The following is a 16,950-nucleotide window of genomic DNA, read 5'->3' on the forward strand; positions in this document are numbered from 1 at the left end:
CAAGGATGTGATCTGCGGATTGCATCCCACGTCTGCTTGGAAGCATTAGAATTTTTATTTTTCAATATGCAATTCAATATGTAGTTCGTAGAAATGGCAATGTAGAACCTAGAGATGGTAGTACAGGATTAACCAAATACATAGAAGAGGTGATTGTTTTGATCGGACGTAGCGGTAACCCTACACTCAAAGATAGTACGTTTGAAGACTCCAGAGGATATGGAGATGATCGGTATCAAACCAGAATGACGATCAACGGTACGGTAAATAAGGCGTTTATTACGTTGGTAATCCTGCTGGGCAGTGCATTTGCATCTTGGATGATGTTTTTCAATGGGCAGGAAGTGCTTCCTCTTGCATATGGAGGGGCGATTGTCGGATTTATCCTCGCATTGATTATTTCATTCAAACCTGTTGCAGCGCCTTACCTTGTGCCGATCTATGCCGTAGCGGAAGGGATGTTCCTTGGTGCGCTCTCGGCTACGTATGAATACTTGTACAACGGCATTACGTTGCAAGCTGCTTTGCTGACCATGGCCGTCTTTATTGCTCTGCTGATGGCATACAAGACAAGATTGATCAAAGCTACGGAGAATTTCAAGCTGGGGGTTGTGGCAGCAACCGGAGGCATCATGATTATGTATCTCCTCAGTTTTGTTCTTGGTTTGTTCGGGATTACCGTTCCCTATCTGCATGACAACAGCCTGATCGGAATCGGCATTTCTGTCGTTATCGTCATTGTGGCCGCACTGAATCTGGTACTTGATTTTGATTTTATTGAAAGTGGTGCCGACAACGGTGCTCCGAAATATATGGAGTGGTACGGTGCATTTGGATTGATGGTTACGCTGGTATGGCTGTATCTTGAAATTATTCGTCTACTCGGCAAGCTGCGGAGCCGGGATTAATTCAATTCAAAACTTTTCAAACTTAATCATGCAAATTTCTCATCAAAAGCTAACTCGTGCCCAAAACACGCAGTTAGCTTTTTTGCCGTTTACGGGATAGTCCTAACATCGAACTGTGTACATTTTTCCATATATTGATTGACTGGATGGAAAAGAATGTGATATTTTAATTGATAATGATTATCATTTTCGTTAATTTAAAATAGTACCGGCTTTATGGCCCTGTACATTTCATATCAAACCGATCAAGCAGATCGAAAGGAGTGGCCTTATGTTACTGGAAAATGATTCGCAGACCTCTGCGCACTTGCCCGTTACCGGCCGCAGTCCCAAGACGGATCTTGCCAAGGTAAAAGTATATATGGACGAGCACTATGACGAACCATTGTCTATTGCAGATCTCGCCCACAAAGCCAATATCAGTGCGAAATATTTCGTGGACCTGTTCAAGAAGACCTACGGGCAGAGTGCAATGGAATATCTGACCGATCTCCGTATCAATCGTGCGAAACGATATCTGAAAGAAACAGGGTACAAACTTCGTGAAATCGCGCTGAGAGTAGGCTATAGCGATGAGTATTATTTTAGCCGCAAATTTAAAAAGGAAGTGGGCGTATCTCCTTCGGATTATGCCAAAAATACGAGAAAACGCATCGCCACCTGCTCCTCCAGCATCATTGGACAGCTGCTGGCGCTTAATGTCATGCCTATCGCTGCGCCGATTGATCCCAAATGGACCGCTTATTATTATAACGCGCACCGAACAGAGATTCAGTCTCATCTGAGACTGACAGACCCGTATACCAGCTTGAGATTTGAAGCCAACGTGGAGCGTTTGGTTCATATCCGGCCGGACGCTATTGTCGGTACGGATCAGATTAGTGATCAGGATCAGGCCAAGCTAGCTGAGATTGCACCTTGTTGTTTTGTACCGAAGTATCACTTGGATTGGCGTGCGCAGTTACGCATGATTGCTGCTTTTCTGGAACGGGAAGAACAGGCAGAGCAGTGGATTAGCGTATACAATCAGCGAGTCGAGAAGGCACGGGACTCAGTAAAGCAGAAAGTTGGCCGAGAGAAGGTCATCGTTGTCCGAGTGTATGGGCAGCACCTTTATCTGTATCGAAATCCGGGTATTGAAGAGGTGTTGTACAATAATGGTTTACAACTGGAAACGTTTCCCGATGTTCAGGCCAATACACGGTTAACACTGGAACAACTGGCTGGGCTAAATCCAGATCGGATTCTTGTTATGGTGTGTCCTGAGGCCGCATCGCGTGCCTACTGGCTTAGTCTGCAACACTCGCCAGTATGGCGTCAGCTTAAGGCAGTAAGGCAATACCAGATTCATCTGATTACAGGTGATCCCTGGTTTGACTACTCCGCAGTAGGTGTGATGCGCATGCTGGATGAAGCGCTACTGATTTTCACGGGATATTGTCCAAATGTATATCTGGATAACGTCCATGGTGATTCCCGGGCTACATGACATATAATCCATCTATCTAAATGAGAATGTTTATCAAGGGGGAAATGTCATGTTTCAACAGAAAAAAGGTAACGGACACCGTTCCGTTCGTCCATTTCGTAGTACCGGTTTTTCGGCCTTGCTCGTACTGGTATTGATTACGGGTCTGCTGTCTGCCTGTGGTTCAAAATCAGAAGTTGAGGGAGAAGCACAGAAAGAGCAGCCAACAACGGAGGCTTCGACCACGGCCTCATCGGGGACTGCTGTAACCGAAGGGAATACGGAAGAAACCAAAGGAGAACGAACTGTCAAAGATGATCTGGGACATGATGTTATCGTTCCTGAGCATACAGAGCGTGTTTTTGCACCTTATCTGGAAGACTCTCTGCTGACGCTGGGTGTCAAACCGGTAGCTCAATGGGCCAGCGGTACGCAAGGACATGTTTACCTTCAGGATCAGTTGAGCGGGGTGCCAACACTGGATTTCTCCAGTGGATTGCCTTCTCCTGAAGCACTGATGGCGTACAATCCGGATTTTATTATTCTACACACGGCCCAATATGCCGAGAACGGTGTATATGAGAGTTATTCGAAAATTGCACCAACCTACGTATTTACGAATGCTTCGGGTGATGTCGAGAAGTCTTTGCAGGTGATTGGTGATCTGTTGGGTAAAACGACTGAGGCCGAAAAAGCCATTGAAACATATCATGCGAAGGTAGACGATGCTAAGGCCAAGCTCGCCAAAGTTACCGAGGGCAAGAAAGCAGCGATCATTCGTTTTGCACCTCGTGGGATCAGCATGATGGGTGGTAACTACTTTAGTGGTTATGTGGTATATCAGCAATTGGGACTTGGCAAGCCTGCACTGGTGCAAACAGAGAACAGCGCAACGGTATCGACCGAGGTGTTGCCTGAGATTGATGCCGACTTTATCTTCACGGTGGAACAGGGTCCGGGGAGCATGAAGGAAATGACGGATACCAAAGTATGGAATAGCATGCCAGCCGTTAAAGCTGGACATGTATACGCAGTGGAGCCAGCTCCGTGGCTGGGCGGCGGATTGATAGCTTACGGTCATGTCATTGACGACACGCTGAAGGCGTTAACGCAATAATGGAGTCAATCCATTGATGTATTGATCACAATATGAGAAATGTAGCTCCCCGCGGAGTGCCAGAAACCGGACAAATTCCAGCGTTTCAGGTATTCCGTGAGGGAGTTTTTTTATTTTAGGGGTAACCAAGTCAGTTACAGAAATGTGGAAATATGGAGATAATCAAAATCATTTCTGGATATCGTCCATGGGACAGCCGGATGGACTCTCTTATAATTGGTAATGAGAATCAATCTCATATAAAACATGTGTAGTTCAGTATTCAACTTATATACGCAGAACAACGAGGAGGAACCATCCGTAATGACGTTTCAGCCCAATCAACCCGCATCTGGCACCCTTGAACATATCGCACGCAGCACCGTACAGATTCCACGTGCCGAACAATGGACGATGAAATCACGCAACGGCAATCATGCCTATCAGATCATGGTATTCCAACCAGCAGAAGCGCCGCCACCTTCGGGATATCCGGTGATCTATCTGCTGGATGCCAACTCGGTGTTTGGCACGATGGTGGAAGCAGTTCGTGTACAGGGCCGCAGACCGGAGAAGACCGGAGCTCTACCGGCCATTGTTGTTGGCATCGGGTATCCAACGGCGAGCCCTTTTTCGCCGCACCGTTACTATGACTTTACCCCGCAGGCCACAACGGAATATACCCAAAATTCGGATGGAACACCTTTACCGAAGCAGGGTGGAGCCGATGAATTCTTGCAGTTTATTGAAGAAGAGCTGAAACCGGATATGGAACAGCAGTTCCGGATTGACCGGAGCAGACAGGCTATTTTTGGCCATTCCCTTGGTGGATTGTTCGTGTTGCATACGTTGTTCAAGAAACCGGAAGCTTTTCGCTATTACATTGCGGGCAGCCCTTCGCTTCACTGGAATCAGAACGTCATGCTGGCGGAGGAACAGGAATTTGTCGTACGGCTGGAGCAGCATCCTGTGAACGTCAAGGTGTGGATTGGCATGGGTGAACAGGAAAAGACACATCCTGCGCGCAACAATGATAAGGCTTCGAGTCTTACAGAACGGTTATCTGCGCTGAATCAGCCGGGTCTGGACATTAAATATACCGAGTTTGAAGAAGAAAACCATGTATCCGTATTACCGTTTCTGATTAGTCGTACGATGCGTTTTGCCTGCAGCCCGGAGTCGTAGGAGGAAAGAGACGACAGTATTTCATAATTAGAGGTATCGGTATGGGAGATTGGGCGAAAGACAATTGGACAGAAATGTTACGGATTTACGGATGATCCAATCGGAGTCAGCAGGCTAACATATCTCTCCAACAGGAGAGGGAGCAGTAATGCAAGGGAGGAACAGGAGTGAGTTACACAGGGATTGATGGAAAAGTAGCCGTAGTCACTGGTGCTGCGCAAGGCATCGGTGCAGCCGTGGCGAGATTGCTTGCCGAGCAGGGCGCTATTGTTGCAGCTGTCGACATACGAGAGGATCAGTTGAATCAACTGGTCACAGATCTGCATAGTCAGGGTTATCAGGCAACAGCCTGTCCTGTGGACATATCTAATCGTCAATCCGTCGAAGATGCAATCCAGCGTATTGAGAATACATTAGGTCCGATTGGCATTCTGGTGAATGCAGCGGGAGTACTATACACGGGGGCTGTGAGTGAGCTCCGTGATGAAGAATGGACAAGTACTTTTGACGTGAATACACATGGTGTATTTTACATGTCACGTGCTGTGGTGCAATACATGGCCGAACGTCAATCAGGGGCGATTGTTACTGTCGGTTCGAATGCTTCTGGGGTACCCCGGATGCACATGTCTGCCTACGTAGCCTCCAAAGCGGCTTCAACCATGTTCACCAAATGTTTGGCGCTTGAATACGCCTCAGACCATATCCGCTGTAACATTGTATCTCCAGGTTCGACGGATACCGATATGCAGCGTGCATTGTGGGCGGATGAGCAGGGAGCACAGGCAGTTATCGCGGGTTCCCCGCAAGCATACCGATTGGGCATACCACTGAACAGGCTGGCGTTGCCATCGGATATAGCGGATAGTGTACTTTTTTTGGTATCGGATCAGGCTAGACATATTACGATGCATAACTTGTGTGTGGACGGAGGCGCCACGCTAGGTGCCTGAATCAAGATAAGGAGATGATAATCATGTCAAAAGCGGGTACGGTTGCTGCAACTTCCGCCTTACACCTTCTGGAACAATATCGGGAAGGGAAGTCCTTTTTCTGGTCTTCACCGCAACATACCCTGTTAGCTCAAGGGGAACAGATTCGATGGTCTGCCATGGAGGCATTGGAAGGGAATACACCTGATTCCATGGGCGCGGTTAATGTTAGTGAACAAAAGCGGAATGAAGAAACGCAGCTTTTCATTAACCGGATGGAGCAGTTGATGGAAAAGGCGAGAAGCTCGGGCCAAACGAAACCGATTGTGGTAGGTGCCATTCCGTTCGATCCGATACATTCTTCTGCGGAGCTATTCGTGCCAGAGAAGATCCAATGGGCTGAACCTTTATCCCCGGACTCTCGAGCATCGGTGGAAAAACGCCCAGCCGCGGTGGGGTGTGAGGTGCGTGAAGAACCTGCCGGAGCCATATTTCAGCAAAGCGTAAACAACGTTTTGATGGATCTGAATCAAGGCGATCTCCACAAAGTTGTGTTATCCCGTACACTGCATGTGACTTCACAGACGATTGTGGACACGCATCAGTTACTCCGTAATTTGTTCAGGGATAACACACACGGATATACATTTGCTGTTCCGATGACGAAACTCTCTTTAGCAAAAGGTGATATAACAACGTATAAACGCGCTGATGTGGAGGCGGAAAAAGAAAACCAACGGACTTATATCGGAGCGAGTCCCGAATTACTGGTTACCCGGAAAGGGTCCAAAGTAAGAGCCAATCCACTCGCCGGGTCTGCTGCCCGGAGTGATGATCCGGCTGAGGACCGTCGCCGTGCAGAAGCACTGCTGGCTTCAGCCAAAGATCGCCATGAACATGCGGTAGTCATTGAAGCTGTGGCGGAAGCACTGCGTCCGCTGTGCAAGCAGTTATCAGTCCCGGCAGAACCTTCCTTGATCCAGACACGGACCATGTGGCACTTATCTACGGAAATTCACGGGGAGCTTGCTGATGTGAACACATCATCACTGGAACTTGCGTTTGCTCTTCATCCTACACCAGCAATCTGTGGAACGCCTGTACAGGCCGCTCGGGAAGCCATCCGAGAACAGGAGCCGTTTGAACGGGGATTATTCACCGGCATGGTGGGCTGGTGTGACAGTGACGGTGATGGCGAGTGGGCCGTAACGATCCGATGTGCGGAAGTGGAAGGAAGAACGCTTAAACTGTTCGCTGGAGCCGGTATTGTTGCAGGTTCTACAGCAGAAGCGGAGCTGGCAGAGACCTCAGCGAAATTCGGAACAATGCTGCTCGCCATGGGTTTGGATTCATCTGTGTCCAGTATGAAGGAGGAATGAATGATGCAGTCAGGATTTCAGGCCTGGCCTGAGGAAGTTGCCGAACGTTACCGTCAGGAAGGCTGCTGGGAAGGAATTACGTTTGGAGAAATGCTCCGCCAGCGAGCTGAACTATATGGCAATCGGGTAGCCGTTATCAGTGGTGAACAACAATTAACCTATGCGGAGCTGAATGATCGGGTGGATCGTCTGGCTGCTGGCTTATATGCCAAGGGAATACGACAGCATGATCGAGTCATTATCCAACTGCCCAATATTGCGGCGTTTATCGAGGTGTGTTTTGCCTTATTCCGCATTGGAGCACTGCCTGTATATGCCCTTCCCTTGCACCGGAAGAGTGAGATTACGTATTTTGCCCGTTTCTCTGAGGCTGTAGCATACGTGATACCTGATCAGGATGGAGGGTTTGATTACCGCTCGCTAGCCGAAGAGGTTCAGGCAGAGGTTCCGGGACTTCGGCATGTATTCGTGGCGGGAGAAGCGGGGCGATTTATGGCTTTGGATGATGTTTATACAGCACCAGTCACACTGCCGGATGAGCCGGTTTCTTCGGACGTTGCTTTTCTACAGTTGTCTGGTGGAAGTACCGGACTGTCCAAAATGATTCCCCGCACCCATGATGACTACATCTACAGTTTGCGGAGAAGTATGGAAGTCTGCGGACTTACCCCAGAGAGTGTCTACCTAGCGGTTCTGCCTATAGCACATAACTATCCGATGAGCTCACCCGGCTTTCTGGGTACGCTGTATGCGGGTGGAACCATTGTACTGTCACGCGGGTCCAGCCCCGATGAAGCTTTTCCACTCATTATGCGCCATAAGGTAACCATAACGGCTCTTGTACCACCTCTTGCGCTCATATGGTTGAATGCGGCGGCTACCCGGGGGATTAAACTTCCCTCACTTGAGGTGCTTCAGGTTGGCGGAGCCAAATTCAGCGCCGAGGTGGCTGCACGTGTCCAACCCGTCCTTGGCTGCACCTTGCAGCAAGTGTTCGGCATGGCGGAGGGGCTGGTGAACTACACCCGTCTGGATGATCCGTTGCAGGTCATTGTTAACACTCAGGGCAAGCCGATGTCTCCGTATGACGAAGTACGAATTGTGGATGACGAGGACATGGATGTGGAACAGGGACAATCGGGGCATCTACTGACACGAGGGCCTTATACGATTCGTGGTTATTACAAGGCTGACGAACATAATGCCAGATCGTTTACCACGGACGGTTTCTATCGTACCGGAGATATTGCCAGTCTTACGGCGGATGGATATCTCGTTGTGGAAGGACGGGCGAAGGATCAAATCAACCGTGGCGGCGATAAAGTGGCAGCCGAGGAAGTGGAAAATCATCTACTTGCCCATCCTACCGTACATGATGCGGCATTAGTATCCATGCCGGATGAATATTTGGGCGAGCGTTCCTGTGCATTTATCGTGCCGAGCGGTGAAGCTCCGTCAGCTGCCGAAGTGAAATTTTTTCTGCGTAATCGGGGACTGGCGAGCTATAAAATACCGGATCGGATTGAGTTTGTGCAGTCTTTTCCCAAAACGCAAGTTGGTAAAGTAAGCAAAAAAGCGTTGCGCGAGATGATTACTGCTAAACAGCCCATATCCTGATTGTTATTTCTGATAGATAGCATTACAGCGCAGTGATGAACATGATTGTGATAAATAAAGCTGAAAAGAGGGATATTCATGGCACTTCCAAAGATTCAACCCTATGCAATGCCTGTAGAGTCGGAGCTTCCCGTCAACAAGGTAACATGGACACCGGATGCGAAGCGCTCGGTACTCCTGATTCATGATATGCAGCAATATTTTATGAACGCCTTTACGGCTGGGCAATCCCCTGTTGTGGAGCTGATCGATCATATTTCACAACTTCGTTCGAAGTGTCATGAGCTTGGCATTCCGGTGGTTTACTCCGCACAACCGGGCGGACAGACTCCGGAGCAGCGCGGGTTACAGCTGGACTTTTGGGGTGCGGGGATTGATGGAGGACCTGTGCAAAAAGAAATTATTGAAGCACTCGCACCCGCTCCGCAGGATACGTTCATGACCAAATGGCGATATAGCGCCTTCCAGAAAACAGAACTGTTCGAACTAATGCAGCGGGATGGTCGTGATCAACTGATCGTCTGCGGCATTTATGCTCATATCGGATGTCTGATGACCTCTTGCGAAGCCTTTATGCGAGACATTCAGGCGTTCCTGGTTGCGGATGCAGTAGCTGATTTTTCGGCGGAAAAACATCGCATGGCCCTGACGTATGCAGCAGAACGGTGTGCGGTAACACTGACAACCGGGCGTTTGCTTCAATCGCTAAATGATTCTGCCGCTGACGGAAATGAAGGAGCACTGAAATCCGAAGCGGGTGAGCAGGGGGAGCGCTCCTATGCTGCATCTGCTCAGGTGGCTGGTTCGGAGGCTGAGCAACAAACGACATCCGCAGCAGAGAGAATCCAGAACGGAAGTCAAGGCGTTGAACAAGTCACGTTGGAAGCATTAAGGAATCAGGTCGGAGAGATGCTGCAGGAGCAGCCTGCCCACATTGGAGAGCACGATGATCTGATTCAGATGTGGGGACTGGATTCCATTCGTATTATGAGTCTGGCTGAGCGCTTTCGAGTGGAAGGAGCGGGGGTAACGTTCGTGGATTTGGCAGAGTTGCCTACATTAGCTGCATGGGCAGCGTTGCTGGATAAGGCCTATACGAAAGTGCTCCCGAACGGAGACTACTTTTGAGCGGGGCCGTGCATACGTCGCACAGTCGGAACACGGCTTGGCCCCTGTCCTCTGCACAGTCCGGCATCTGGTTCGCTCAGCAGTTGAATCCGGACAATCCGATGTACAACACTGCCGAGTATGTGGTCATCGAGGGTAGCGTAGACCAAAGACGATTCGAAGAAAGTGTGCGACAGACCGTTTCGGAAGCAGAATCTCTGAATATGGTTTATGGCGAAAATGAACAAGGTCCATGGCAGTCTTTGGACAGCAACCCGGATCATTGGACATTTCATGTCATCGACGTGAGGGAGGAACCGGAGCCCCACACAGCAGCACTGGCCTGGATGAAAAAGGATCTGGCCAATCCCGTCAATCTGGCGACAGGTCCACTCTTCACGGAGGCATTGTTCCAGGTGAGCCATGATTGTTATTACTGGTACCAGCGCATTCATCATATCGCGATTGATGGATACGGCGTTTCGCTGATTACCCGCAGGGTGGCGAGCCTATACTCCGCAAGTCTAAGAGGAGAAGCTGTAGATCAAGTGCAGCAAGGGGCGTCGTTTGGCTCGTTGACGGCCGTTCTTCAGGAAGACGAGGCTTATCTTGGCTCAGTGGACAAGGAGCAGGATCGTCAGTTCTGGATGGATCGATATGCAGATGAACCGGATGTTGTCAGTCTGGGGGAACGGGCTCCGCGAACATCTACCTACTTCCTGAGACAGGGAGGTCTGCTTACACAGCCGCAGCGCGAGCAAATGCAGGCGGCAGCGGCAAGGTTCGGTGTGACTTGGCCGGATTTGTTTGTAGCGGCAACGGCCATTTACGTACACCGAATGACAGGGGCGACCGATGTTGTGCTGGCCCTGCCCGTGATGTGCCGATTGGGATCAACATCCCTGCGGGTTCCGGGTATGGTCATGAATGTGCTTCCGCTGCGTCTCAACGTAGAGTCGGATCTGACCGTGTCAGAGTTGCTGAAACAGGTTGTGCAGGAGATTCGGGCGGTACGCAAGCATCAACGCTATCGGCACCAGGATCTGCGGCGTGATCTGAAGCTGCTTGGAGAGAATCGTCGTCTGTTCGGACCCATGATTAATGTCATGCCATTCCACCATGAATTGAACTTTGCGGGGCAGTGCGGCATGATTCACAACCTGTCCACGGGCCCGGTAGACGATCTGTCCATTCATGTTGTGGACCAAGGGCATGGTCATGGGCTAAGTATTGATTTTGATGCGAACCCGTCTATCTACAATGATTCCGAACTGCTGAACCATCAGCTTCGTTATATGCAGCTGCTGAACCTGGTGATGCAGGAAGGCATGGAGACGGAAACGGTGGGACGACTGGAATTGCTGCTCCCTTCCGAACGTGAGCAACTATTGGTTACATGGAATGGAACGGGAGGGGTGACAGCCGATAGCAATTCAGCAGCACTGTTTGAACAGCAAGTCCGCCGCACGCCTTCTGCAACGGCGCTGACATTCGAAGGGGCCTCCCTGACGTATGCGGAGCTGAATGAACGGGCGAATCAGTTGGCTCATGAATTGATACAACGATATCAGGCAGGACCGGAACAACGGGTGGCCATTGCTCTGCCTCGTTCGCTCGAAGTGGTCATTGCCATTGTGGCTGTCCACAAAACGGGGGCCGCTTATCTGCCGCTTGACCCTGACTATCCCGAAGAGCGTCTGATCTACATGTTGGAGGATGCCAAGCCTGCTTGTGTGGTGACGGTAATGAACCATGTTTCCAATCTGCCGACAACATCCAGTGTACCGATGATGGTCATGGATGAACCGAATACTGCTACGGCAGTGAGTCGCCGGCCTGGAAGTAATCCCGAAGCTGATGACCTGACAAGTAAATCTTCTCTGCTCAATCCTTCGTATATTATCTACACTTCAGGTTCCACGGGTAAGCCCAAGGGTGTAGCCGTAACCCATCTGGGGCTGGCGAATCTGCTTGAGGATATGAAGACGAGACTACAAGTTGGTCCGCAGGACCACTGGCTGTCGGTGACCACGATTGCTTTTGACATATCCGTACTGGAAGTATTCCTGCCGCTAACGACGGGGGCCCGGCTGGATATTGCGCACAAAGAGACGATTCTTGATCCGGTAGCTCTGGCTGGGAAGATGAGAGAACGGGAAACCACCATCATGCAGGCTACGCCTACGTTATGGCAGTCTTTGGTGACGAGCCGGCCAGGGCGATTCGATGGGCTAACCGTGATTACCGGAGGAGAGGCGCTGACGGAGGAACTGAAGCTTTCTTTACAGGAACTGGGGTGTCACGTCAATAACCAGTACGGCCCGACTGAGACGACCATTTATTCCACGGCTGCCTCGTTCGACACAGGGGTGATGGGGAAACCGTCGATTGGTGGTCCGGTTCGCAACACGCAGCTATATGTGCTGGATCAAGGCTTAAAGCCAGTACCCTCGGGTGTAGCAGGGGAACTGTATATCGCAGGCGAAGGGCTTGCGCGAGGGTATTTGGGCAGGCCTGATCTTACCGCAGAACGCTTTGTAGCCAATCCCTTCGGTCAGCCAGGCAGTCGGATGTACCGTACAGGAGATTTGGCGAAATGGCTGCCGGATGGTTCTATCGATTATTTGGGTCGCGCAGATCACCAGATCAAAATTAGAGGCTTCCGAATTGAACTGGGCGAGATTGAATCGGTAATCTCCAGGTATCCTGGCGTAGCTCAGGTCACGGTCATGGCTCGCGAAGACCAGCCGGGAAACCAGCGACTGGCAGCGTATGTAGTGGCTGAGTCTGAACCCGAGAATCGTATGGATCTGGCAGAACTAAGAGTGTATGTGGCTGAGGCGTTACCGGATTACATGGTGCCTTCTTCATTCACGCTACTGCCCGAGATGCCGCTGACACCGAATAAAAAGATCGATCGCAAACGGCTTCCTGTGCCTGCTTTGCTGTCAAATGCCAATGGACGGGAGGCGCGCACGCCACAAGAAGAAATTCTGTGCAGTCTGTTCGCTGAGATTCTTGGTGTTGGTCGTGTGGGCATTGACGATGATTTCTTTGAACTGGGCGGGCACTCCCTGCTGGCTGGACGAATTACAGCACGTATCCGTGATGTATTCGGTGCAGATCTGACCATTGGCAGTGTATTTGAAGCTCCAACCCCAGCAGGACTAGCCAAACGATTGGATCAGGCGAAATCAGTGAGACCTGTTATTCAGCCTGTTCCACGTCAGGGGGAGCTTTCGCTCTCCTTTGCGCAGCGGAGATTGTGGTTCATGTATTGTCTGGAAGGCGCCAATCCGACGTATAATATTCCGCTGGTTGCCCGGTTGGCCGGGAAGCTGGATACGGATGCTCTGGAGAACGCCCTGCAGGATATTGTAGACCGTCATGAGACATTAAGAACGTTGTATCCGCCTGAAATGGGTTCTGCGAGTCAGCATATTCTGAATGCCACTGACGTCAAAGTGAAATTGAATGTAACCGCTGCTGGCGAGCAGGAGCTTCCCGAGCTTCTGACAGAAGCGTCACGCTACAGCTTCCAGCTCTCCACTGAACCGGGTATCCGTGCCGAGTTGTTCAGAACCGGCACGGATGAGCATGTGCTGCTGTTGCTGCTGCATCATATTGCCGGGGATGGATGGTCATTGTCGCCGCTGATCCGCGATCTGTCGGAGGCTTATGCGTCACGCTTGCGGGGTTCTTCCCCTGCCTGGGCGCCGCTTCGAATTCAATATGCTGACTATGCGGTGTGGCAGGAGAGATTGCTAGGGGATGAGAAGCAGCAGGACAGTCTGATTGCAAGACAGATGGAATTCTGGAGCAACCAGCTGGCCAATTTACCGGAGCAGGTTACATTCCCTACGGATTACGCTCGTCCAGTCGTGTCCAGTTATCGCGGTGGGTCGGTGCCTTTTACGATCAGTCAACGTTTGCATGAGCAATTGATGGTCATCGCCCGTGAGAATAAAGTCAGCCTATTCATGGTGCTGCACTCGGCACTGTCCTTGCTGCTCACCCGAATGGGGGCGGGAACGGATATCACGATAGGAACACCGATTGCCGGACGGAGCGATGATGCGTTGGATGAAGTCGTGGGAATGTTCATCAACACGCTTGTACTGCGCACCGACACTTCAGGTGATCCAACATTCCGTGAGCTGCTGGCCCGTGTGCGGGAAGTTGATCTGGCTGCATATGAACATCAGGATTTGCCCTTTGAACGGTTGGTAGAAGTGTTAAATCCGCCTCGATCCCGTTCCAAACATCCACTCTTCCAAGTGATGCTTGTGCTGCAAAATACACCGGATATTCGTCTTGATCTGCCGGGTATTACGGCGGAAACCCGCATGCATGGTGTGGGTTCATCCAAATTTGATCTAACCCTTGAGCTGACAGAGCAGCGTGAGCATAACGGATGTCCAGGAGGAATTGAAGGTGTGCTTGAATATAGTGCGGATCTCTTCCGGGAATCTACTGCAGGTGAACTCGTGGTCCGATTGATGCAAGTGCTCGAAGATGCAGTGCAGCAGATGGATGAACGAATCAGCAGATTTCATGTCGTGACCCCGACTGAGCAGGCGCAGCTTGAAAAAGAATGGTCCTTTACGCTGAGTGAGGATGCGCAACTGACCATAGCCGAGCGCTTTGAAATACAAGCAGCGGCTCATCCGGAAGCGACTGCCATGACCTGTGAGGATATCACCTTGAATTACAAGGAACTGAATGCAAGAGCCAATCAGCTTGCCAGATTACTGATCGCTCAAGGAGTGGCACCGGAACAAATGGTAGCGCTGGCCTTGCCTCGTTCTGTTGAAATGCTTGTGGGCATTCTCGCTGTGCTAAAAGCAGGGGCCGCTTATCTGCCGCTTGACCCCAATTATCCGGCAGATCGGTTGACACATATGCTGACAGATGCAGCACCGAAAGTAATGGTAACGAGTACAGAGGTATATACCTTGCTTCCGCAGGTGGCGGAAATTCAGTGTATTAATATGGACGATTCGCATACTTTGCAGCAATTGGAGATGCTGGATGATCGAAACCCTGCAGATAGTGAACGCAATGGGCGTGTAACACCTCTGAGTCCGGCTTACATGATCTATACCTCGGGTTCGACAGGCAAGCCCAAAGGGGTCGTTATTCCGCATGCCAATGTCATCCGTTTATTGGATGCCACGCAGCACTGGTTCCATTTTGACGCGAGTGATGTGTGGACCTTGTTCCACTCCTATGCATTTGACTTCTCCGTCTGGGAAATCTGGGGACCGCTGTTGCATGGAGGGAGATTAGTCGTTGTTCCTCATGAGATTAGCCGTTCACCTGGAGCGTTCCTGCAGTTGCTTGCTGAGCAAAAGGTGACCGTATTGAACCAGACGCCATCCGCATTCTATCAACTCATGCAGGCTGACCGGGAAAGTCCGGCCTGGGGACAGCAGCTCGCACTCCGTTATGTCATTTTTGGAGGTGAGGCACTGGAGCTTGGGCGCTTGGATGACTGGTATGAACGCCATGCTGATGATGCGCCAAAACTCATCAATATGTATGGCATCACCGAGACGACGGTTCACGTCAGCTACAAGGAACTGCATGCAGGTAGTTCTACGGAAGGTGCGAGCAGCTGGATTGGATGCGCCATACCGGATCTTCGGGTATACGTGTTGGATGATCAACTGGAGCCTGTACCGACAGGAGTAACCGGAGAAATGTATGTAGCCGGAGCAGGTCTGGCCCGTGGTTATTGGAATCGACCTGATCTTACAGCTGAGCGATTCGTTGCTGATCCATACGGTCCGCCAGGCACTCGTATGTACCGGACAGGAGATTTAGCGAAGCGTCTGCATGATGGCTCGCTCGATTATTTGGGCAGAGCGGATCAGCAGGTGAAAATACGGGGATTCCGTATTGAGCTTGGCGAGATTGAAGCGGTGCTGGCAAGGCACTCAAGCGTGGCCCAGGCTGCTGTAATTGTCCGTGAAGACCAGCCGGGGGATAAACGTCTTGTAGCTTATATCGTTCCGGCTTCGGATACAGGGACGGTACCGGAATCGACTGCTTTGCGTCGTCATGCGTCTTCCAGCCTTCCGGATTATATGGTTCCATCTTCGGTTGTAGCGATGGAGAGCCTGCCACTTACACCGAATGGCAAGCTCGATCGCAAGGCACTACCCGTACCGGAAATGCAATTAACGACAGGTGGCAGAGCGCCTCGCAACCCGCAGGAGGAGATCCTCTGTGATTTGTTTGCCGAAGTATTGGGAATGCGGAGTGTGAGTATCGATGACAGTTTCTTCGAACTGGGTGGCCATTCGCTGTTGGCTGTTCGCTTGATGAGTCGCATTCGTGAAGCGATGGGACGGGAGCCGGGCATCGGCATTTTGTTCGAAACAGCTACCGTAGCGGGACTGGCGGAGCGATTGGAGATGGATTCCGATTCCGGGAAAAGTTCGCTTCAGGTGCTGTTGCCGCTCAGAACGCATGGGGAGCATCTGCCTATATTCTGTGTCCATCCTGCAGGAGGACTTAGCTGGTGTTACGCCGGGCTGATGAAACATCTGGGCATGGAGTATCCGCTCTATGGGTTACAGGCCAGAGGAATTGCTGAGGTTGAGGAACTTCCGTCTACACTGGAAGATATGACGGCAGACTACATCCGTCATATCCGCTCGGTACAGCCTGAGGGGCCTTACCGTCTGCTGGGCTGGTCTCTCGGAGGCAACGTTGCGCAGGCTATGGCGGTACAACTGCAATTGGAAGGGGAAGAAGTGGAGTTTCTCGCCATGCTGGATGCGTATCCTAGCCATTATCTGCCAATTCGCGGAGAACCGGATGAGGAAGAAGCCTTAACCGCATTGCTTGCACTGGGTGGTTATGATCCGGACAGCATTGGGGATGGTCCACTGGATATGGCAACGGCTATGCGCATATTGCGCAGTGAGGGCAGTGCGCTGGCAAGTTTGGATGAAGAAACGATTATGAAGCTGCGGAAGACCTATGAAAATTCCGTACGGATCTTGGGGGCCTACACGCCATCCCGATTCGAGGGGGATCTGATCTTCTTCCGTTCCACCATTATTCCTGACTGGTTCGACCCGATTGAACCGGAAATGTGGAATGCATACATCGGAGGCCAATTGGAACGTCATGATATCGCTTGCCGTCACAAGGACCTCTGTCAGCCTGGGCCTCTGGAGGAAATCTGCCGAACACTGGCCGCCAAGCTGGAGGAGCTGAACAAGCGCGAAATTCAACATAAATAGGA

General features: G+C 50.9%; 9 protein-coding genes. All 9 read left to right on the forward strand.

Annotated elements, in window-relative coordinates:
* Positions 1-158: 158 nt before the first annotated feature.
* Complete coding sequence (locus ACDJ58_RS28020; RefSeq protein ID WP_413374023.1) at positions 159-908, forward strand: Bax inhibitor-1/YccA family membrane protein; 750 nt, start codon at positions 159-161, stop codon at positions 906-908.
* 271 nt (positions 909-1,179) lie between these two features.
* Complete coding sequence (locus ACDJ58_RS28025) at positions 1,180-2,397, forward strand: AraC family transcriptional regulator (protein ID WP_413374024.1); 1,218 nt, start codon at positions 1,180-1,182, stop codon at positions 2,395-2,397.
* A 49-nt stretch (positions 2,398-2,446) separates the two neighbouring features.
* Entirely contained in the window at positions 2,447-3,493 is a 1,047-nt protein-coding gene (locus ACDJ58_RS28030; RefSeq protein WP_413374025.1) for an ABC transporter substrate-binding protein, read from the forward strand.
* A 303-nt stretch (positions 3,494-3,796) separates the two neighbouring features.
* On the forward strand, positions 3,797-4,657 hold the full coding sequence (locus ACDJ58_RS28035) for an alpha/beta hydrolase (protein ID WP_413374026.1): 861 nt from the start codon (positions 3,797-3,799) through the stop codon (positions 4,655-4,657).
* A 167-nt stretch (positions 4,658-4,824) separates the two neighbouring features.
* Positions 4,825-5,610 carry a 2,3-dihydro-2,3-dihydroxybenzoate dehydrogenase gene (locus ACDJ58_RS28040; RefSeq protein ID WP_413374027.1) on the forward strand — a complete coding sequence of 262 codons (786 nt, stop codon included), beginning with the start codon at positions 4,825-4,827 and terminating at the stop codon, positions 5,608-5,610.
* Positions 5,611-5,633: 23 nt separating this feature from the next.
* Positions 5,634-6,968, forward strand: a complete 1,335-nt coding sequence (dhbC, locus tag ACDJ58_RS28045; protein WP_413374028.1) for an isochorismate synthase DhbC — start codon at positions 5,634-5,636, stop codon at positions 6,966-6,968.
* 3 nt (positions 6,969-6,971) lie between these two features.
* Positions 6,972-8,585: a (2,3-dihydroxybenzoyl)adenylate synthase gene (locus tag ACDJ58_RS28050; RefSeq protein ID WP_413379859.1), complete on the forward strand. Its 1,614-nt coding sequence runs from the start codon at positions 6,972-6,974 to the stop codon at positions 8,583-8,585.
* A 78-nt stretch (positions 8,586-8,663) separates the two neighbouring features.
* Positions 8,664-9,713, forward strand: coding sequence for an isochorismatase family protein (locus tag ACDJ58_RS28055; protein ID WP_413374029.1), 1,050 nt, complete (start codon positions 8,664-8,666; stop codon positions 9,711-9,713).
* Complete coding sequence (locus tag ACDJ58_RS28060) at positions 9,710-16,948, forward strand: amino acid adenylation domain-containing protein (RefSeq protein WP_413374030.1); 7,239 nt, start codon at positions 9,710-9,712, stop codon at positions 16,946-16,948. The genes ACDJ58_RS28055 and ACDJ58_RS28060 overlap by 4 nt, the downstream gene beginning before the upstream one ends.
* The last annotated feature ends 2 nt before the right edge of the window (positions 16,949-16,950 follow it).

This window comes from Paenibacillus taichungensis (assembly GCF_047302525.1).
Lineage (GTDB): Bacteria > Bacillota > Bacilli > Paenibacillales > Paenibacillaceae > Paenibacillus > Paenibacillus taichungensis_B.

What these genes read in the sequence shown, in the direction of transcription:
- ACDJ58_RS28025 (WP_413374024.1), top strand. Translation starts at nt 1,180, where the DNA reads ATGTTACTGGAAAATGATTCGCAGACCTCTGCGCACTTGCCCGTTACC.
- ACDJ58_RS28030 (WP_413374025.1), top strand. Translation starts at nt 2,447, where the DNA reads ATGTTTCAACAGAAAAAAGGTAACGGACACCGTTCCGTTCGTCCATTT.
- ACDJ58_RS28035 (WP_413374026.1), top strand. Translation starts at nt 3,797, where the DNA reads ATGACGTTTCAGCCCAATCAACCCGCATCTGGCACCCTTGAACATATC.
- dhbC (WP_413374028.1), top strand. Translation starts at nt 5,634, where the DNA reads ATGTCAAAAGCGGGTACGGTTGCTGCAACTTCCGCCTTACACCTTCTG.
- ACDJ58_RS28050 (WP_413379859.1), top strand. Translation starts at nt 6,972, where the DNA reads ATGCAGTCAGGATTTCAGGCCTGGCCTGAGGAAGTTGCCGAACGTTAC.
- ACDJ58_RS28055 (WP_413374029.1), top strand. Translation starts at nt 8,664, where the DNA reads ATGGCACTTCCAAAGATTCAACCCTATGCAATGCCTGTAGAGTCGGAG.